Consider the following 18,739-nt stretch of genomic DNA (forward strand, 5'->3'; position numbering starts at 1 on the left):
GGGAACGGGGGGCGCAAGGAACGGCACACACCACGGATGAGGATGGAAACGTGAGGAAAAGGGCCCGGCTGTGGGCGCTTCCGATCGGTACGACCCTGGTCGCCGCGCTGCTCACCGGCTGCGGTGACGAGGAGGGGACGAGCGCCGGCGAGGGCGGGCGGATCGTGATGGGGATGACCGACGAGGTCCTGGCCGTCGATCCCGCCTCCGGCTACGACCCGGGATCCTGGCTGGTCTTCAACAACGTCTTCCAGTCGCTGCTCAGCTTCCCCAAGGACGGGACGGACCCCCAGCCGGAGGCCGCGCGGAGCTGCGCGTTCACCGACAGCAGGAGCCAGGTCTTCCGCTGCGTCCTCAAGGACGGGCTGACGTTCACCAACGGCAACCCGCTCACCTCGAAGGACGTGAAGTTCTCCTTCGAGCGCACCCTGCGCATCGACGACCCCGACGGCCCGGCCGTGATGCTGTCGACGATCGAGGAGATCGAGACCCCGGACGCCAAGACGGTCGTCTTCCGCCTCGGCCGGCCCGACGCCACCTTCCCGCAGAAGATCGCCTCCGGCGCCGGGTCGATCGTCGACCACCGCGCGTACCCGGCCGACGAGCTGCGCACCGACGGGCAGGCCGTCGGCTCGGGCGTCTACCGGCTCGACTCCTACGGCGCCGAGGAGGCCGTCTTCTCCGTCAACCCCGGCTACATCGGGCCCGCCGAGGTGAAGAACTCCGGGATGACGATGAGGTTCTTCCACGGCGACCAGGCGGCGCTGAAGAAGGCCCTCCAGGACGGCGAGGTGGACCTGGCCTACCGCGGACTGGCCATGGACGACATCGCCGACCTGGACGCGGCGGCGGGCGCCGAGGACGGGATGGAGGTCGTCGAGGGCACCAGCGCCGAGGTGCACCACCTGGTCTTCAACATGAAGCACCCGGTCACCGGCAAGCCGGGCGTGCGCAAGGCCATCGCGCACCTGCTGGACCGCTCCACGCTCATCCGCGACGTCTACCGGCGCACCGCCGAGCCGCTGTACTCGATCGTGCCCGCCGGCATCACCGGCCACAACACGGCCTTCTTCGACCTCTACGGCGACCGCCCGCAGCCGAAGAAGGCCCGGGCCGCCCTGCGCGCCGAGGGCATCACCGGGAAGGTGAAGCTGACCCTGTGGGCCACCCCGGTGCGCTACGGGCCCGCCACCGTCCAGGAGTTCGAGGAGATCGCCCAGCAGCTCAACGCCAGCGGCCTGTTCGACGCCACGGTCGAGAGCGTGGAGCTGGAGGAGTACGAGAAGGGCATCGAGGCGGGCGAGTACGGCGTGTACGTCAAGGGCTGGGTGCCCGACTACCCCGACGCCGACAACTTCACCGCGCCCTTCTTCGGCGAGGACAACGTGCTGGGCAACGGCTACGACGCCGGCCGGATCACCTCCGAGCTGCTGCCGCGCACCGCGGCGGTCGGCGACCGCGCCGCCACCGTCGCGGACTTCGACGCGATCCAGGACATCGTCGCCCGGGACCTGCCCGTCCTGCCGGTGTGGCAGGGCAAGCAGTACGCCGTGGCGCGCGAGGACGTCGCCGGGCTGGAGTGGACGCTGGACGCCTCCACCGTCTTCCGCTTCTGGGAGATCAGCAAGGGCGCCGGGGGCTGACGCGCCCGCTTCCCGGCCCGCTCCCGGCCCGTTCCCGGCCCGCAGCCTTCCCGCGGCGGGCCGGGCCGCCCTCCCGCTACCGGTCGCCGGGCCGGACCAGCCCGCTCTCGTACGCGTACACCGCCGCCTGCACCCGGTCGCGCAGGCCCAGCTTGGTCAGCACATGGCCGACGTGGGTCTTCACCGTCGTCTCGCTGACGAAGAGGTCCGCGGCGATCTCGGCGTTCGACAGGCCGCGCGCCACCAGCTTGAGCACCTCGACCTCGCGCTCGGTGAGCGTGCCCAGGGCGTCGGGCACCCGCTCCTCGCCCGAGGGCAGCTTCCCGGCGTACTTGTCCAGCAGGCGGCGGGTGACGCTGGGGGCGAGCATCGCCTCGCCGGCCGCCACCACCCGGATCGCCTGGACCAGCTCGGCGGCCGGGGCGTCCTTGAGCAGGAAGCCGGAGGCGCCCGCGCGCAGCGCCTCCACCACGTACTCGTCCAGGTCGAACGTGGTGAGCACCAGCACCTTGGCGGGGCCGTCCTTGGCCGGGCCGGTGATCTGGCGGGTGGCCTCCACGCCGTCCATCCGCGGCATCCGGATGTCCATCAGCACCACGTCCGGCTGGAGCGCCCGCACCTGGTCCAGCGCCTGGAGGCCGTCTCCGGCCTCGCCCACCACGGCGATGTCCCCCTCGGCCTCCAGGATCATCCGGAAGCCGGTGCGCAGCAGCGGCTGGTCGTCGACCAGCAGGACGCGGATTGCCACGGAAACTCCTATTCGGGGCCGGAAACTCGGGAGGCCCATTCTTGCCTAAGGGGCCGAGCCCCCTCCCTCCGGGAGGCCGCTGCCGGAACCGTCACCGGAGCCGCTGCCGGAGCCGTCACCGGAATCGTCACCGGAATCGTCACCGGAGGCGCCCGCTGCGCCGTCCGCCCGCTCCAGCGGCAGCCGCGGCTGGATCATCAGCGGATAGGGCGGGGGAGTGCCCCCGAACTCCGGGCACAGCGCCCGGTGGGCACACCAGTCGCACAGCGGGCCAGGCCGGGGCCGCCAGTCGCCGCTCTCGGTCGCGCGCCGGATCGCGTCCCACAGGGCCAGCAGCTTGCGCTCCACGCCGCGCAGGTCGCCCTCGTCCGGGTCGTAGGTGAGCACGTCGCCGCTGCCCAGGTAGACCAGCTGCAGCCGGCGCGGGATCGTGCCGCGCAGCCGCCACAGCACCAGGGCGTAGAACTTCATCTGGAACAGGGCGCCGGCGGCGTACTCCGGCCGGGGCGCCTTGCCGGTCTTGTAGTCGACGATGCGGACCTCGCCGGTGGGCGCCACGTCCACCCGGTCGATGATCCCGCGCAGCCGCAGCCCGGAGTCCAGCCGCGCCTCCACGAACAGCTCGCGCTCGGCGGGCTCCAGCCTCGTCGGATCCTCCAGCGAGAACCAGCGCTCGACCAGCTCCTCCGCCCGGGCCAGCCACCGGGCCAGCTCGGCGCCGTCGGCCGCGCCCTCGCCCGGGGCCGCCTGGCCGTCCTCGGTGAACAGCTCCGCCAGCTCCGGCCGCTTCGCCAGCAGCCGCTCCCACTCCCGCGCCACCATCGAGCGCGCCCGCCGTACGTTGCGCTCGGCCGCCGGGGAGTCGAAGAGCCGCTCCAGCACCGCGTGCACCACCGTGCCCCGCGTGGCCGCGGGCGTCGGTTTCTCGGGCAGTTTGTCGATCACCCGGAAGCGGTACAGCAGCGGGCACTGCATGAAGTCGGCGGCCCGTGAGGGCGACAGGGAGTTGGGCGGCGAGGCGGGTGAGGACGCCTTGCCGGCTGCCGGATGGGAGACCATGGGAACGACCCTACGGCCCGCCACCGACACGCCGCCGCTTACCATCGGTGGCGTACCCCTTCGCACCCCCCTCGCGCCGCATGATCGTGGGGGCGGCACCAGCGGGTGCGAGGGCACCTTCTACGAGGGGAACCCGTGGCGGACACGGACAACAGCGGGCGGCCGGGGCCCGGCTCCGGCGGATCGGCGAACGGCAGGCCGAAGCGTCCGCGGGAGAGCGGTGGCGGCATTCTCATGGGCCGCCCCTTCGGCGTGCCCGTGTACGTGGCGCCGAGCTGGTTCATCGTCGCCGCCCTGATCACCTGGGTCTTCGGCGGGCAGCTGGAGCGCGTGCTCCCGGAGCTGGGCGGCACCCGCTACCTGGTGTCCCTGTTCTTCGCGGTCGCCTTCTACGCCTCGGTGCTGGTCCACGAGCTGGCCCACACCGTCGCGGCCCTGCGCTTCAAGCTCCCGGTGCGCCGCATCCAGCTCCAGTTCTTCGGCGGGGTGTCGGAGATCGAGAAGGAGAGCGAGACCCCGGGCCGGGAGTTCGTCCTGGCCTTCGTCGGCCCGCTGCTCTCCCTGGTGCTGTCGGGCGTGTTCTACCTGGGGCTGTTCGCTGTCGAGCCCGGCACCGTGCCGGCGGTGCTGCTGGCCGGGCTGATGATCTCCAACCTCATCGTGGCGGTGTTCAACCTGCTGCCGGGCCTGCCCCTGGACGGCGGCCGGATGCTGCGCGCGGTGGTGTGGAAGATCAGCGGCAGGCCCATGACCGGCACCGTCGCCGCCGCCTGGACCGGCCGCGCCCTCGCCGTCGCCGTCCTGATCGGGATGCCGCTGCTCAGCTACGCCGGGGGCTACGGCGCCGAGGAGGGCTTCGGCGGTGTGGACTCCATCACCGACGCCCTGCTCGCCGCGATCCTCGCCGCGATCATCTGGACCGGAGCCGGGAACAGCCTGCGGATGGCCCGGCTGCGCGAGCGCCTGCCCGAGCTGAGCGCCCGCGCCCTGACCCGCCGCGCCGTCCCCGTCTCCACCGACACCCCCCTGTCGGAGGGGCTGCGCCGCGCCAACGACGCCGGGGCCCGCGCCCTGGTGGTCGTGGACGGCCAGGGCGAGGCGGTCGCCATCGTCCGCGAGGCGGCCATCGCCGGGGTGCCCGAGCACCGCCGCCCCTGGGTCGCGGTGAGCACCCTGGCCCAGGACGTCACCGAGGGCATGCGGGTGTGGGCCGAGCTGGCCGGCGAGGAGCTGCTGGAGCACCTGCGCGCCACCCCGGCCACGGAGTACCTGGTGGTCGAGGAGAACGGCGAGATCTACGGCGTGCTGTCGGCCGGGGACGTCGAGCGGGCCTTCGTGGCAGCCATGGCCAAACCCGTCTCCTGAGCCACCCCTGGGCCGCCCGGTCCCCCCGGGGGCCTCGATTACGGCCGGGGGCGAGCCTGGACTACCCTTGCCCCCATGTCCGAACCGACCGGTGCCGCCCGCCGTCGCGGGCCCTTCCAGGTCGGGGACCAGGTCCAGCTCACCGACCCCAAGGGACGCCACTACACCTTCACGCTCGAGGCGGGGAAGAGCTTCCACACCCACAAGGGAGCCTTCCCCCACGACGAGCTGATCGGTGCTCCCGAGGGCACGGTCGTCCGTACCACGGGAAACGTCGCCTACCTCGCGCTGCGTCCCCTGCTCCCCGACTACGTCCTGTCCATGCCGCGCGGCGCGGCCGTCGTCTACCCCAAGGACGCGGGGCAGATCCTCGCGATGGCCGACATCTTCCCCGGCGCGCGCGTCGTCGAGGCGGGCGTCGGCTCCGGCTCGCTGAGCACGTTCCTGCTGCGGGCCGTGGGCGACCAGGGCATGCTGCACTCCTACGAGCGCCGCGCCGACTTCGCCGACATCGCCCGGCAGAACGTCGAGCGGTACTTCGGCGGTCCGCACCCGGCCTGGGAGCTGACCGTCGGCGACCTCCAGGACAACCTGTCGGACACCGACGTCGACCGGGTCATCCTGGACATGCTCGCCCCCTGGGAGTGCCTGGAGGCCGTCTCCAAGGCCCTCGTCCCCGGCGGCATCCTGTGCGCCTACGTCGCCACCACCACCCAGCTCGCCCGCACCGTGGAGTCCATCCGCGAGCACGGCACCTTCAACGAGCCGGCGGCCTGGGAGACCATGGTGCGCACCTGGCACGTCGAGGGGCTGGCCGTCCGTCCCGACCACCGCATGATCGGCCACACCGGCTTCCTGCTCACCGCCCGCCGCCTCGCCGACGGTGTGGAGCCGCCGATGCGCCGCCGCCGCCCGGCCAAGGGCGCCTACGGCGAGGACTACAGCGGTCCGGGCAGCGGCTCGGGCAGTGGCTCCGACAGCGGCTCCGGCGGTGGTTCCGGCCGAGGCTGACCGGCCCCGGGCCGCCCGCCGCAACGGCATCCCCGCGCCGCCGAGTTCCCCGCGGAACCCGGCGGCGCGGGCGTGTACGGGCCCGGCCGGAGCGGCGTCCCGCGGTGAGGCGCACCCGGCCGTTCCGCCCCGGTGTGACGTGTGGCACGATGCTGGCCACCCCCGGCCGCCCGCACCTCACAGGAGTCGACCCGCGTGCAGCTCCCGGCAGACTCTGCGCCCTCTCCCTCCGCGCCGTCCCCGACCTCCGGTCCCTCCCGCTCCTCGTCGCCGTCGTCCCCGTTCTCGCAGCTGCCCTCGCAGTCCTCCTCGCCGTACGTCCCGCCCCAGCCCGGCCCCCCGGAACCCTCCGCGGCGGAGCGCGTACCGCCTTCCCCCGCCGCGCTGCCCCACACCCGCGCCCGCGTGCCGCACTGGCTGGCGACGGCCGCCGCGCTGGGCGCCGTGCTGGGCGCCTCCGCGCTGCTGGAGCCCGTCGGCGCCGGCGCCGCACAGCCGCGGGAGACCGCCGCGGTGGCTCCCGGTCCCGACGCGGACACGGCGCGTTACCCGCTGGAGTGCGGCCCGGTGGAGGCCGAGGTGGTCGACAGGGCCGCCGTGGACTTCGACGGCGACGGACGGGCCGAGACCGTCGCGGTGGTGCGCTGCGCCGCGGGGATCGGCACCCCGCCCAGCGGGGTGTACGTCCTGGCGCACCCCGCGCGCGAGGGCGGCCGTCCGCGGATCGCCGAGACCCTGGTGGACCCCGGGGAGGGGATGGCCGTCCAGGACCTGGCCGTCCGCGACCGCACGGTCTCCGCCAGGCTGCTCGGCTACTCCTCGGAGGACGTGCCCCGCTGCTGCCCCGACAGGGCGCGGGACGTCGAATGGGAGTGGCGGGGCGGCGCGTTCGTGCTGGAGGCGGCGCCGACCGCCCGGAGCGTGTGAGCGGGCCCGCGGCGCCCGCCGGGAGGCGGCGGGACTACTCGACGCCGGGGCCGTACACCTCGACGCCGTCGGTCACCCGGCGCACGTGGATGCACTCGCCCGGGCACTCCCTGGCCGAGTCCACCACGTCGTTCAGCAGCGGAAGCGGCACGGGCGCGGTCGCGCCCGGCTCCGTGCGCAACTCCGCCTCCTCGCCCGCGGGGGCGGGGCCCTTCACGTAGGCGAGTCCGTCGATGTCCAGCTCGAAGACGTCGGGCGCGTACTGCGCGCAGATGCCGTCGCCGGTGCAGAGGTCCTGGTCGATCCAGACTTCCAGTTCTGCGGTCTGCTCGTTCTGCGCGCCCATGTTCGCTGCCTGCCGTTCCTGCGCTCGTGACCGGGCCGTGCGACGGATCGTCGCTGTGATCTTGGCGGAATAGAGCCACCCGTGACGGGGGTTGACGCTTCAGACGATACAACCGGCCGCTTTCCGGCGAGGTTGGGTGGGTACTCACCCGGGGTAAGGGAGTGCGCAAGGGTGAAGATCAGACACACCCCGACCGTGTTTGTGATCTAGGGGTTTCAACCCCCACAGGTCCAGGTAGGGTCTGGAAGCGTCCAGCTCCCCTTGGAGGAGGTGAGGACCGTGGCAGCCCACGACGACGACATCAACCGCGGCATCCGGCCCGAACGGGGTTCCGACGACCCGGCAGGCCAGGTTGCCCATCTCGAGCAGGAGCTCGCCGTCCTGCGCCGCAAGCTCGCCGACTCTCCGCGGCACACTCGGATTCTCGAGGAGCGGATCGTCGAGCTGCAGACCAATCTGGCCGGCGTGTCCGCGCAGAACGAGCGGCTGGCCAACACCCTCCGTGAGGCCCGCGACCAGATCGTGGCCCTCAAGGAGGAGGTCGACCGGCTGGCCCAGCCACCGGCCGGCTTCGGGGTTTTCCTGCAGGCGAACGAGGACGGTACGGCCGACATCTTCACCGGCGGGCGCAAGCTCCGGGTGAACGTCAGCCCCAGCGTCGACCTCGACGAGCTCAGGCGTGGCCAGGAGGTCATGCTGAACGAGGCGCTCAACGTGGTCGAGGCCATGGACTTCGAACGAGCCGGGGACATCGTCACCCTCAAGGAGGTCCTGGAGGACGGCGAGCGCGCCCTGGTGATCGGGCACACCGACGAGGAGCGTGTGGTAAAGCTCGCCGAGCCGCTGATGAACGCCACGCTCCGGGCCGGTGACGCTCTGCTGCTGGAGCCGCGCTCGGGGTACGTCTACGAGGTCGTGCCCAAGAGCGAGGTCGAGGAGCTCGTCCTCGAAGAGGTCCCGGACATCGACTACACCAAGATCGGTGGCCTGGGCGGTCAGATCGAGCTGATCCGCGACGCGGTGGAGCTCCCCTACCTCTACCCGGACCTGTTCAAGGAGCACGAACTCCGTCCTCCCAAGGGCGTCCTGCTCTACGGCCCGCCCGGCTGCGGCAAGACCCTCATCGCCAAGGCCGTGGCGAACTCCCTTGCCAAGAAGGTCGCCGAGGTGACCGGGCAGCCCCAGGGGAAGAGCTACTTCCTCAACATCAAGGGCCCCGAGCTGCTCAACAAGTACGTCGGCGAGACCGAGCGGCACATCCGGCTGGTCTTCCAGCGCGCCAGGGAGAAGGCGAGCGAGGGCACGCCCGTCATCGTCTTCTTCGACGAGATGGACTCCCTCTTCCGCACCCGCGGCTCCGGTGTCAGCTCGGACGTGGAGAACACCATCGTCCCGCAGCTGCTGTCGGAGATCGACGGTGTGGAGGGCCTGGAGAACGTCATCGTCATCGGCGCCTCCAACCGCGAGGACATGATCGACCCGGCGATCCTGCGCCCCGGCCGCCTCGATGTGAAGATCAAGATCGAGCGCCCGGATGCCGAGGCCGCCAGGGACATCTTCTCGAAGTACCTGACCCCGAACCTCCCGCTGCACGCGGACGACCTCGCGGAGCACAACAACGACCCCGAGGCCACCGTCGCCGGGATGATCCAGTCGGTCGTCGAGCAGATGTACGCCGAGTCCGAGGAGAACCGCTTCCTGGAGGTCACCTACGCCAACGGTGACAAGGAGGTCCTGTACTTCAAGGACTTCAACTCCGGCGCGATGATCCAGAACATCGTCGACCGGGCCAAGAAGATGGCGATCAAGGCCTTCCTCGACCACAACCAGAAGGGTCTGAGGGTCTCCCACCTGCTCGCCGCGTGCGTGGACGAGTTCAAGGAGAACGAGGACCTGCCCAACACCACCAACCCCGACGACTGGGCCCGCATCTCCGGGAAGAAGGGCGAGCGGATCGTCTTCATCCGCACCCTGGTCACCGGAAAGCAGGGCGCGGACACCGGACGCTCCATCGACACGGTGGCCAACACCGGTCAGTACCTGTAAAGACACCGTCCGGCTGCGGACGCGCGTGTCCCCGTCGCGAGGCGGGGCCGGGCGTCCGCAGCCGGATCTTTTCGGACCGATCTCCACCGAGGAAACGCGGGAAGTCCGCAGTGATCCCCCAACCACGGCCCGACCGTCCTAGGCTCGTCCGTACCGCCGCCATGCGCAGTGCGGAACCAGGGGCCGCATACGGGCCGGATGCGCAGCGGGACTTGAGCGGTGGCCCAAAGGCGGGCCGCCGCCGGGCAAGGAGGGCCGCATGACCGTACGGCGAGTAATGGGCATCGAGACGGAGTACGGGATCTCCGTCCCCGGCCACCCGAACGCCAATGCCATGCTCACCTCATCCCAGGTCGTCAACGCCTACGCGGCCGCGATGCACCGGGCGCGCCGCGCCCGCTGGGACTTCGAGGAGGAGAACCCGCTGCGGGACGCCCGGGGCTTCGACCTCGCCCGCGAGGTCGCCGACGCCAGCCAGCTCACGGACGAGGACATCGGCCTGGCGAACGTGATCCTCACCAACGGCGCGCGGCTGTACGTGGACCACGCCCACCCCGAGTACAGCGCCCCGGAGGTCACCAATCCGCGGGACGCGGTGCTGTGGGACAAGGCCGGCGAGCGGATCATGGCCGAGGCCGCCCGGCGCGCCGCCGAGGTGCCCGGCACCCAGCCGATCCACCTCTACAAGAACAACACCGACAACAAGGGCGCCTCCTACGGGACGCACGAGAACTACCTGATGAAGCGGGAGACCCCCTTCTCGGACATCGTGCGCCATCTGACGCCCTTCTTCGTCTCCCGCCAGGTGGTCACCGGCGCCGGACGCGTCGGGCTCGGCCAGGACGGCTCCGAGCACGGCTTCCAGATCAGCCAGCGGGCCGACTACTTCGAGGTCGAGGTCGGCCTGGAGACCACCCTGAAGCGGCCGATCATCAACACCCGCGACGAGCCGCACGCCGACGCCGAGAAGTACCGCCGGCTGCACGTGATCGTGGGCGACGCCAACCTCTCGGAGATCTCCACCTACCTCAAGCTCGGCACCACGTCCCTGGTGCTGTCCATGATCGAGGACGGCTTCATCGCCGTCGACCTGGCCGTCGACCAGCCCGTGCGCACCCTCCACCAGGTCAGCCACGACCCGACGCTGCGCCGCCTGATCACGCTGCGCAGCGGACGGACGCTGACCGCCGTGCAGCTCCAGATGGAGTACTACGAGCTGGCCCGCAAGTACGTGGAGGAGCGCTGGGGGCAGGACGCCGACGAGCAGACCGCGGACGTCCTGGCCCGCTGGGAGGACGTCCTGGGGCGTCTGGAGAGCGATCCGATGAGCCTGGCGGGCGAGCTGGACTGGGTCGCCAAGCTGGAGCTGATGGAGGGCTACCGGCGCCGTGACGGCCTGGACTGGGACGCCGCCCGGCTGCACCTGGTGGACCTGCAGTACGCCGACGTACGGCCCGACAAGGGCCTGTACAACCGCCTGGCGGCCCGCGGCCGGATGAAGCGGCTGCTGGACGAGGCGGAGGTGGAGCGGGCCCGCTCCCAGCCCCCGGAGGACACCCGCGCCTACTTCCGCGGCCAGTGCCTGGAGCGGTACGCCGACGCGGTGGCCGCCGCCTCCTGGGACTCGGTGATCTTCGATCTGCCGGGTCGCGACTCCCTCCAGCGGGTACCCACCCTGGAACCGCTGCGCGGTACGCGCGCCCACGTCAGCGAGCTGCTGGACCGCTGCCGCACGGCGGAGGAACTGGTCAGGGCGCTGTCCGGGAAATGATCCGGGGGAGGAGGGGACGGCTGAACGTCTCCGGATGAGGGAATCATGGAGATGGCTTCCGGACATCTGTGGCGGTGGCATGACAGAGAAGCGTCAGTGACAGGAGAAGGGCCGATGTCAGGCCCGGCTTGTAGGGTCTGATCTTGTACCGTCCAACCGAGCGGGGTGAGGTATATGGCGACCAAGGACACCGGCGGCGGCCAGCAGAAGGCGACGCGCTCCACCGAGGAGGTCGACGAGCAGGCGCAGGACGCCCAGGTCTCGGAGGACCTCAAGGAGCGCCAGGAGGCGCTGTCGGACGAGGTGGACTCCGTACTGGACGAGATCGACGACGTGCTCGAGGAGAACGCCGAGGACTTCGTGCGGTCCTTCGTGCAGAAGGGCGGAGAGTAAGGCGCGTCCGTCCGTCCCGCACCCCCGCGACGGCGGGGGTGCGGGACGGATGACATCCGCTGCCACGGGTAAGGTCCGTGCAGGATTCTCAAGATCTGGTGGAAGGAAACGTGTGGAAGCCAACACCCGTGGCACAGGGCGTCTGCCTGCTGCCTTCCTGACGCCGGGCTCGTCGTCGTTCATGGACTTCCTGTCCGAGCACGCGCCCGAGCAGCTCCCCGGCAACCGTCCGCTCCCGCCCGTGAAGGGCGCCGTCGAGGCGCCGCACGGCACGACGATCGTCGCGGTCACCTTCCCCGGCGGCGTGGTGCTGGCCGGCGACCGGCGCGCGACGATGGGCAACATGATCGCCCAGCGCGACATCGAGAAGGTCTTCCCGGCCGACGAGTACAGCGCGGTCGGCGTCGCCGGGACCGCCGGGCTCGCCGTGGAGATGGTCAGGCTCTTCCAGCTGGAGCTGGAGCACTTCGAGAAGGTCGAGGGCACCCAGCTCTCCCTGGAGGGCAAGGCCAACCGCCTGTCCACGATGATCCGCGGCAATCTCGGCATGGCCATGCAGGGCCTGGCGGTGATCCCGCTGTTCGCCGGGTACGACGTGGACCGCGACAGGGGCCGCATCTACTCCTACGACGTGACCGGCGGGCGCTCCGAGGAGCACGGCTTCGCGGCCGTCGGCTCCGGCTCGGTCTTCGCGCGCGGCTCGCTCAAGAAGCTCCACCGGGACGACCTCACCGAGCAGCAGGCGGCCATGGTCGTCGTCCAGGCCCTCTACGACGCCGCCGACGACGACTCCGCCACCGGAGGCCCCGACATGGTGCGCCGGATCTACCCCGTCGTCACGACGATCACCGAGGACGGCTTCCGCAGGCTGACCGAGGAGGAGGTCGCCGAGATCGCCCGCTCGGTGTACGACGGCCGGCTCCAGTTGCCCAACGGGCCCCAGGCCCCGGTGCTCTAAACAGGAAGGGACCGATAGCCGGTGTCGACGCCGTTCTATGTCTCACCCCAGCAGGCCATGGCGGACCGCGCCGAGTACGCCCGCAAGGGCATCGCGCGCGGCCGCAGCGTGGTCGTGTTGCAGTACGCCGACGGCATCGTGTTCGTCGCCGAGAACCCCTCTCGGGCACTGCACAAGGTCAGCGAGATCTACGACCGGATCGCCTTCGCGGCAGTGGGCAAGTACAACGAGTTCGAGAACCTGCGCATCGGCGGCGTCCGCTACGCCGACCTGCGCGGCTACACCTACGCGCGCACGGACGTCACCGCGCGGGGCCTGGCCAACGTGTACGCCCAGACCCTGGGCACCATCTTCTCCAGCGCGGCGGAGAAGCCGTACGAGGTGGAACTGATCGTCGCCGAGGTCGGGGAGGGCCCCGAGGACGACCAGATCTACCGGCTGCCGCACGACGGCTCGATCGTCGACGAGCACGGCTCGGTGGCGGTCGGCGGCAACTCCGACCAGATCGGCAGCTACCTCGACCAGCGCCACCGGGACGGGATGACCCTCGCCGAGGCGCTCAGGCTCGCGGTGGAGTCCCTGAGCCGGGACAACAACGGCGGCGAGCGCACCCTCACCGCCGACCAGCTGGAGGTCGCCGTCCTGGACCGCACCCGTCCCCAGCAGCGCAAGTTCAAGCGCGTGCTCGGCCGGCAGCTCTCCCGGCTGCTGGAGGAGGGCGGTACGTCCGCCTCCGCGGGGGAGCCGGACGAGGGGACCTCCTCCGGGGAGTCCTCCGCCTCCGAGGAGTAGCCGGCGCCGCTTCCACGCACGCGCGCCCCGGTGGTGCTCAGCACCCGCCGGGGCGCGCGTGCGCGTCCGGGGGCGGGGCGGTGGAGCCGCGCACGACCAGCTCCACCGGCAGCGTGGTCACCCCTGTGGGCGAGCCGGGGCCGGAAGCGCCCGCATCCCCCGTCCCCGTCCGGCCGTCCGGGGCGGCGCCCTCCTTCCGGCCGTCCGGGGCGGCGCCTTCCTCCCGGCCGTCCAGAACGGCACCTTCCTCCCGGCCGTCCAGAACGGCACCCTCCTTCCGGCCGTCCAGAACGGCCAGCAGAGCCCGCATCCCCGCCGCGCCCGCCTCCTCGGCGGGCAGCCGCACCGTCGTCAGCTCCGGTTCGACCGCGCGGGCGAGCGCCAGGTCGTCGAAGCCGGTGACCGAGACGTCCTCCGGCACCCGCAGCCCCAGCCGCCGTACCGCCTTGCAGGCGCCCGCGGCCAGCACGTCGTCGTCGCACACCAGCGCGGTCGGCCGGGGGGAGGTGGCCAGCGCCCGCTCGGCGGCGCGCATCCCGTCGGCCACACCCAGCGCGGAAGGACTGGTCGGCGGCGGCGGGCAGCCGGCCGCGCGCAGGGCCTCGGCCAGGGCCCTCGCCCGCACCTCGAAGGTCCAGGAGTCCACCGCCGCGGCGATGTGGGCCAGCCGGCGGTGCCCGAGCCCCAGCAGATGCGCCGCCACCTGCCGCATGCCGTCGGCGATGTCGAGGTTGACGGTGGCCGCCGCCTGGGTGTTCTCCGGCTCGCTGTCGAGCATCACCAGCGGCAGCTCGCCGCCGGAGCGCAGGGCGGCCAGCGCCTCGGAGGCCATCGAGGAGGCGATCACGCCGTCCAGGGCGGTGCCGGCGGAGTCGAAGGGATCCCGGGCGGGGCCGACGCCCTCCGGCGAGGGGTAGAGCACCACCCCGAAGCCGTGCTCGGCCGCCACCCGCGCGGCGCCCGCGTGGAGCCGGGCGAAGAACTCGTTGGTGAGCGCCGGAACGACCAGCAGGGCGGTGCGGGTGCGTCCCAGCCGCAGACTGCGCGCGGCCAGGTTCGGCCGGTAGCCCAGCTCGCGCGCCGCCTCGCGCACCGCCTCGGCCTTGCCCGGCGACACCCGGCCGCGCCACTTGCCGCCCAGCACCAGGGAGACGGCCGCCTGCGAGACCCCGGCGGCACGCGCCACGTCCCGGCTGGTGGGGCGGGTGCGGTCGGAGGTCACTGGCTGGCTCCCGGAGCGGACGGACGGTGCGGGGCGCCGGAGGGGCCGGCGTGGACCCGGGGGGCTGACTCATGGTACGTATGACGGAGCGCGTTATACGTAACACTTCAAGGCCGCCGGAGGAGTCCGGGGGAGAGGAGCCGACCCATGGCGACGGGCTACGCCGAACTGCTGCGCGCCAGGCACGCCGTGCGGCTGCTCACCGGCACCCTGATCGGCCGGCTGCCGAACGCCACCGCGGCCCTGGCGATCGTGCTGTTCACCCGGGCCGAGGGCGGCAGCTACACGCTGGCGGGCGCGCTGTCGGCCGTCTACGGGCTGTCCAACGCCGTCGGCCAGCCGCTGCTGGGCCGCGCGGTGGACCTGTGGGGCCAGCCGAGGGTGATGCTGCCCGCCGCGCTGCTCTCCGGGCTCGGCATGGCCGTCTTCGCCCTCGCCGGGATCGAGCCGCTGCCCGTCGCCTGCGCGGCGACGGCCGTCGCCGGGCTGTTCACCCCGCCCCTGGAGGGAGGTCTGCGCGCCCTGTGGCCGTCGGTCCTGAAGCACCCCGACCGGGTGCACGCCGCCTACGCGCTCGACGCGGTCGCCCAGGAGGTGATGTTCACCCTCGGCCCGCTGGCCGTCACCCTGCTGGTGGCCGTCTGGAACGAGGCCGCCGCCCTGCTCGTGATCAACGCGCTGGGGGTGCTCGGCGCCCTGTCCGTGGTGGTCTCGCCGCCCTCCCGCCGCTGGCGCTCCGAGCCGCGCGAGGCGCACTGGCTGGGCGCCCTGCGCTCGGGCGGGCTGCTCGCCCTGCTCGGCGCGTTCTTCTTCGTCGGCCTGGCCCTGGGGACGATCGCGGTGGCCGCGGTCGCCTACGCCGACGGCCACGGCGACGAGCTGATCTCCAGCTATCTGCTCTCGGCGCTGGGCGCCGGCGCCCTGGTCGGCGGCCTGGCCTACGGGGCCCGCACCTGGGCGGGGGAGCCCGAGCCGCGGCTGCGCGCGCTGGTGGCCGCCCTGGCGGCCGGCTACCTGCCGCTGGCGCTGGTGCCCGGCCCCGCGGCGATGACCTTCCTGGCCGGGATCGCCGGGCTCTTCCTGGCCCCCGCGCTGGCCTGCGCCTTCGTCGTGGTGGACCGGCACGCGCCGGTGGGCACGGTCACCGAGGCGTTCTCCTGGCTGGTGACGTCCTTCGGTGTCGGCGCCGCCGCCGGGACGGCGGTGGTGGGCCCGGTCATCGAGTGGGGCGACGCGCCGGCGGGCTTCCTCGTCGCGGGCGCGGGAGGTCTGGCCGCGCTGCTGGTCCTGCTGGTCACCCGCCGCGTCCTGGCGGCTCCCGCACCGGCCCCCGGCGCCGTCGCCCGGGTGGAAAGTGATCGCAACGGGAGCGCCGAAGCCGGTTTCAAAACCGGGCATCAGGCGTAATGTTCACTCATGGACCGCCGAATCTTCGGGCTGGAGAACGAGTACGGCGTCACGTGTACGTTTCGGGGACAGCGGCGCCTGTCTCCTGACGAGGTGGCGCGGTACCTCTTCCGCCGTGTCGTGTCATGGGGCCGCAGCAGCAACGTCTTCCTCCGCAACGGCGCCCGTCTCTACCTCGACGTGGGCTCGCATCCGGAGTACGCCACTCCGGAGTGTGACAACGTGACCGAGCTGGTCACCCACGACAAGGCGGGCGAGCGCATCCTCGAGGGTCTCCTCGTCGACGCCGAGCGGCGCCTCCACGAGGAGGGGATCGCCGGCGACGTCTACCTGTTCAAGAACAACACCGACTCGGCGGGCAACTCCTACGGCTGCCACGAGAACTACCTCGTGGCCCGGCACGGGGAGTTCTCGCGCCTGGCGGACGTCCTCATCCCGTTCCTGGTCACCCGGCAGCTCATCTGCGGCGCCGGCAAGGTGCTCCAGACCCCGCGCGGCGCGGTCTACTGCGTCAGCCAGCGCGCCGAGCACATCTGGGAGGGCGTCAGCTCCGCCACCACCCGCTCCCGGCCGATCATCAACACCCGCGACGAGCCGCACGCCGACGCCGAGCGCTACCGCCGGCTGCACGTCATCGTCGGCGACTCCAACATGTCCGAGACGACCAACCTGCTCAAGGTCGGGGCCACCGACCTGGTGCTGCGCATGATCGAGGCGGGCACCGTCATGCGCGACCTCACCCTGGAGAACCCGATCCGGGCGATCCGCGAGGTCAGCCACGACACCACCGGCCAGCGCAAGGTCCGGCTGGCCAACGGGCGCGAGGCGTCCGCGCTGGAGGTGCAGCAGGAGTACTACGAGAAGGCCGCCGACTTCTGCGAGCGCCGCGGCATCCGCACGGGCGTGGTGGACCAGGTGCTGGAGCTGTGGGGCCGCACCCTGGAGGCGATCCGCACCCAGGAGCTCGACAAGGTCAACACCGAGATCGACTGGGTGATGAAGTACCAGCTCATCGAGCGGTACCGGGCCAAGAACAACATCACCATGTCCCACCCCCGGGTCGCCCAGATAGACCTCGCGTACCACGACATCCACCGCCGCCGCGGGCTGTACTACCTGCTGGAGCGCAAGGGGCAGGCCGCCCGGATCTGCAACGACGTCAAGATCTTCGAGGGCAAGTCCGTGCCCCCGCAGACCACCCGCGCCCGGCTGCGCGGCGACTTCATCCGCCGGGCCCAGGAGCAGCGCCGCGACTTCACGGTGGACTGGGTGCACCTGAAGCTGAACGACCAGGCCCAGCGCACGGTGCTGTGCAAGGACCCGTTCCGCTCCGTGGACGAGCGCGTGGAGAAGCTCATCGCCGGCATGTGACCCGGTGGGGACGCGTCCGGGGCCGTGACACACCGGCACGGTCCCGGGGCACGGGAACGAAATGGGTCCCTCCGCCAGTTGTGGGAGGTGGGCCGGGCGGCCCGTAGAGTGGCCGGCACGCCCGGAACGCCCGGACATCTCCTACACCACGAGTTGGACTGATGCTGCAATCTCAAGGGGGACGCCCCCCACACCCCCGCTCCCTGGCGAAGGTCGGCCGGCGCGTCGCCGCGGCCCTGGCCGTGCCGGCCCTGCTGTTCACCGCGGCGTGCGGCGGCTCCGACGGGTCCGAGGGCTCGCCCGAGACCGCCACGAAGGTCTCCGGCAAGCTCGGGCAGGAGCCCGAGGTCACCGTCGCCAAGGACGCCGAGGCCCCCGACGAGGCCGCCACGCGGACCGTCACCGAGGGCAAGGGCGACACCATGGCCAAGGGCGACTTCGTCCGCATGGACGTCTTCGCCCGGATGACCGAGGGCGACCAGGAACTGCTCAACACCTGGAACCAGCAGGGCGGCGGCAAGGCCGGGGAGGGCGTCCACACCCAGATGGTCGTCCGGCTCGGCGAGGAGCAGCAGATGCTCCCCACCTCGGTCATGGACGCCCTGGTGGGCGAGAAGACCGGCGGCCGCTTCCTCGTCGAGGGCACCGCCAAGGCGATCATCGGCGACCGGCTCAACCCGCAGGCCGGGATCGACGAGTCGGACGGCATGGTCTGGGTGGTCGACCCCGTCGCCGCCACCAGGACCGACGCCAAGGCCGAGGTCAGCGGCGAGCAGGCCGAGACCGCGAAGGGCCTGCCCGAGGTCGAGGTCCAGAAGCAGAAGGCCGCCACCATCACCATCCCCAAGGGCGAGAAGGCCCCCAAGGAGCTCAAGCAGCAGGTGCTGGTCGAGGGCGACGGACCCGAGGTGAAGGCCGGGGACGGCCTGATCGCCCAGTACACCGGGGTCAAGTGGGAGGACGGGGAGAAGTTCGACTCCTCCTGGGACCACGGAGGCGCCACCGCCTTCCAGATCGGCACCGGCTCGGTCGTCAAGGGCTGGGACGACGCCCTGGTCGGCAAGAAGGTCGGCGACCGCGTCCTGCTGGTCATCCCGCCGCAGCTCGCCTACGGCGGGAACCCGCAGTCGGAGCTGGCCAAGAACACCCTGGTGTTCGTCGTGGACATCGTCGGCAAGGTCTGACGACCGCGGGCGGCGGCGGTCGGCCGGGTCTGCGAGACTGACACGGTTGACCGATGGAAACGTTCGTAGGAGCAATTTCGTGAGCATCGACAAGCCCGAGATCGACTTCCCGGGCGGGGAGCCCCCGGCCGACCTGGAGATCAAGGACATCTGGGAGGGCGACGGGCCGGTCGCCAAGGCCGGCGACACCGTCTCCGTGCACTACGTGGGCGTCGCCTTCTCCACCGGCGAGGAGTTCGACGCGAGCTGGAACCGCGGCACCCCGCTGCGCTTCCAGCTCGGCGTCGGCCAGGTCATCTCCGGCTGGGACCAGGGAGTCCAGGGCATGAAGGTCGGCGGGCGCCGCCAGCTGGTCATCCCGCCGCACATGGCGTACGGCGACCGGGGCGCCGGCGGCCGGATCAAGCCGGGCGAGACGCTCATCTTCGTCTGCGACCTGGTCTCCGTCTGAGACCCGCGGAGCACCGGCCGGGGCCCCCGCCCGTACGGCGGGGGC

17 protein-coding genes are annotated in these 18,739 nt (G+C 72.0%); 13 read left to right on the top strand and 4 right to left on the bottom strand.

What is annotated here, in order from left to right; all coding sequences use genetic code 11:
* Window positions 1-50 precede the first annotated feature (50 nt).
* Complete coding sequence (locus tag QC029_RS25905; RefSeq protein WP_279558224.1) at window positions 51-1,643, top strand: ABC transporter substrate-binding protein; 1,593 nt, start codon at window positions 51-53, stop codon at window positions 1,641-1,643.
* 76 nt (window positions 1,644-1,719) lie between these two features.
* Here the strand turns inward: QC029_RS25905 and QC029_RS25910 are convergent, their stop codons facing one another.
* Window positions 1,720-2,391, bottom strand: a complete 672-nt coding sequence (locus QC029_RS25910) for a response regulator transcription factor (RefSeq protein ID WP_279558225.1) — start codon at window positions 2,389-2,391, stop codon at window positions 1,720-1,722.
* A gap of 45 nt (window positions 2,392-2,436) precedes the next feature.
* A complete protein-coding gene (locus QC029_RS25915; RefSeq protein ID WP_279558226.1) occupies window positions 2,437-3,450 on the bottom strand; it encodes a RecB family exonuclease in 1,014 nt (337 codons plus the stop codon).
* Window positions 3,451-3,585: 135 nt separating this feature from the next.
* On the opposite strand from QC029_RS25915, the gene QC029_RS25920 reads away from it, so the two are divergent.
* The 3 genes from QC029_RS25920 to QC029_RS25930 all read left to right on the top strand — a co-directional run bounded on the left by QC029_RS25920 (window position 3,586) and on the right by QC029_RS25930 (window position 6,753).
* Window positions 3,586-4,815: a site-2 protease family protein gene (locus QC029_RS25920; RefSeq protein WP_279558227.1), complete on the top strand. Its 1,230-nt coding sequence runs from the start codon at window positions 3,586-3,588 to the stop codon at window positions 4,813-4,815.
* A 75-nt stretch (window positions 4,816-4,890) separates the two neighbouring features.
* Window positions 4,891-5,826, top strand: coding sequence for a tRNA (adenine-N1)-methyltransferase (locus tag QC029_RS25925; protein WP_279558228.1), 936 nt, complete (start codon window positions 4,891-4,893; stop codon window positions 5,824-5,826).
* Between the two features lie 195 nt (window positions 5,827-6,021).
* Window positions 6,022-6,753, top strand: a complete 732-nt coding sequence (locus QC029_RS25930) for a hypothetical protein (RefSeq protein WP_336621613.1) — start codon at window positions 6,022-6,024, stop codon at window positions 6,751-6,753.
* Window positions 6,754-6,787: 34 nt separating this feature from the next.
* On the opposite strand, the gene QC029_RS25935 is transcribed toward QC029_RS25930, so the two are convergent.
* Entirely contained in the window at window positions 6,788-7,099 is a 312-nt protein-coding gene (locus QC029_RS25935; protein ID WP_279558229.1) for a ferredoxin, read from the bottom strand.
* A 279-nt stretch (window positions 7,100-7,378) separates the two neighbouring features.
* Between QC029_RS25935 and arc the strand changes: the two genes are divergently transcribed.
* The 5 genes from arc (at window position 7,379) to prcA (ending at window position 13,059) form a co-directional block, all read left to right on the top strand.
* Entirely contained in the window at window positions 7,379-9,145 is a 1,767-nt protein-coding gene (gene arc, locus QC029_RS25940) for a proteasome ATPase (RefSeq protein ID WP_279558230.1), read from the top strand.
* Between the two features lie 259 nt (window positions 9,146-9,404).
* Window positions 9,405-10,916: a depupylase/deamidase Dop gene (gene dop, locus QC029_RS25945; protein WP_279558231.1), complete on the top strand. Its 1,512-nt coding sequence runs from the start codon at window positions 9,405-9,407 to the stop codon at window positions 10,914-10,916.
* A gap of 174 nt (window positions 10,917-11,090) precedes the next feature.
* Complete coding sequence (locus QC029_RS25950; protein ID WP_279558232.1) at window positions 11,091-11,309, top strand: ubiquitin-like protein Pup; 219 nt, start codon at window positions 11,091-11,093, stop codon at window positions 11,307-11,309.
* Window positions 11,310-11,421: 112 nt separating this feature from the next.
* On the top strand, window positions 11,422-12,267 hold the full coding sequence (gene prcB, locus QC029_RS25955) for a proteasome subunit beta (protein WP_279558233.1): 846 nt from the start codon (window positions 11,422-11,424) through the stop codon (window positions 12,265-12,267).
* 21 nt (window positions 12,268-12,288) lie between these two features.
* On the top strand, window positions 12,289-13,059 hold the full coding sequence (gene prcA, locus QC029_RS25960) for a proteasome subunit alpha (RefSeq protein ID WP_279558234.1): 771 nt from the start codon (window positions 12,289-12,291) through the stop codon (window positions 13,057-13,059).
* A gap of 37 nt (window positions 13,060-13,096) precedes the next feature.
* On the opposite strand, the gene QC029_RS25965 is transcribed toward prcA, so the two are convergent.
* The gene (locus QC029_RS25965) at window positions 13,097-14,281 is read right to left on the bottom strand and encodes a LacI family DNA-binding transcriptional regulator (RefSeq protein ID WP_279558235.1); all 1,185 of its coding nucleotides are present in this window, start codon (window positions 14,279-14,281) and stop codon (window positions 13,097-13,099) included.
* Window positions 14,282-14,428: 147 nt separating this feature from the next.
* On the opposite strand from QC029_RS25965, the gene QC029_RS25970 reads away from it, so the two are divergent.
* From QC029_RS25970 to QC029_RS25985, 4 genes are all read left to right on the top strand, one after another.
* A complete protein-coding gene (locus QC029_RS25970; protein WP_279558236.1) occupies window positions 14,429-15,688 on the top strand; it encodes an MFS transporter in 1,260 nt (419 codons plus the stop codon).
* Window positions 15,689-15,697: 9 nt separating this feature from the next.
* Window positions 15,698-17,059: a Pup--protein ligase gene (gene pafA, locus QC029_RS25975; protein ID WP_279558237.1), complete on the top strand. Its 1,362-nt coding sequence runs from the start codon at window positions 15,698-15,700 to the stop codon at window positions 17,057-17,059.
* Between the two features lie 161 nt (window positions 17,060-17,220).
* Window positions 17,221-18,243: an FKBP-type peptidyl-prolyl cis-trans isomerase gene (locus tag QC029_RS25980; RefSeq protein ID WP_279558238.1), complete on the top strand. Its 1,023-nt coding sequence runs from the start codon at window positions 17,221-17,223 to the stop codon at window positions 18,241-18,243.
* 79 nt (window positions 18,244-18,322) lie between these two features.
* Entirely contained in the window at window positions 18,323-18,694 is a 372-nt protein-coding gene (locus QC029_RS25985; protein ID WP_279558239.1) for an FKBP-type peptidyl-prolyl cis-trans isomerase, read from the top strand.
* The last annotated feature ends 45 nt before the right edge of the window (window positions 18,695-18,739 follow it).

Source organism: Streptomyces sp. DH37, assembly GCF_029813835.1.
GTDB lineage: Bacteria > Actinomycetota > Actinomycetes > Streptomycetales > Streptomycetaceae > Streptomyces.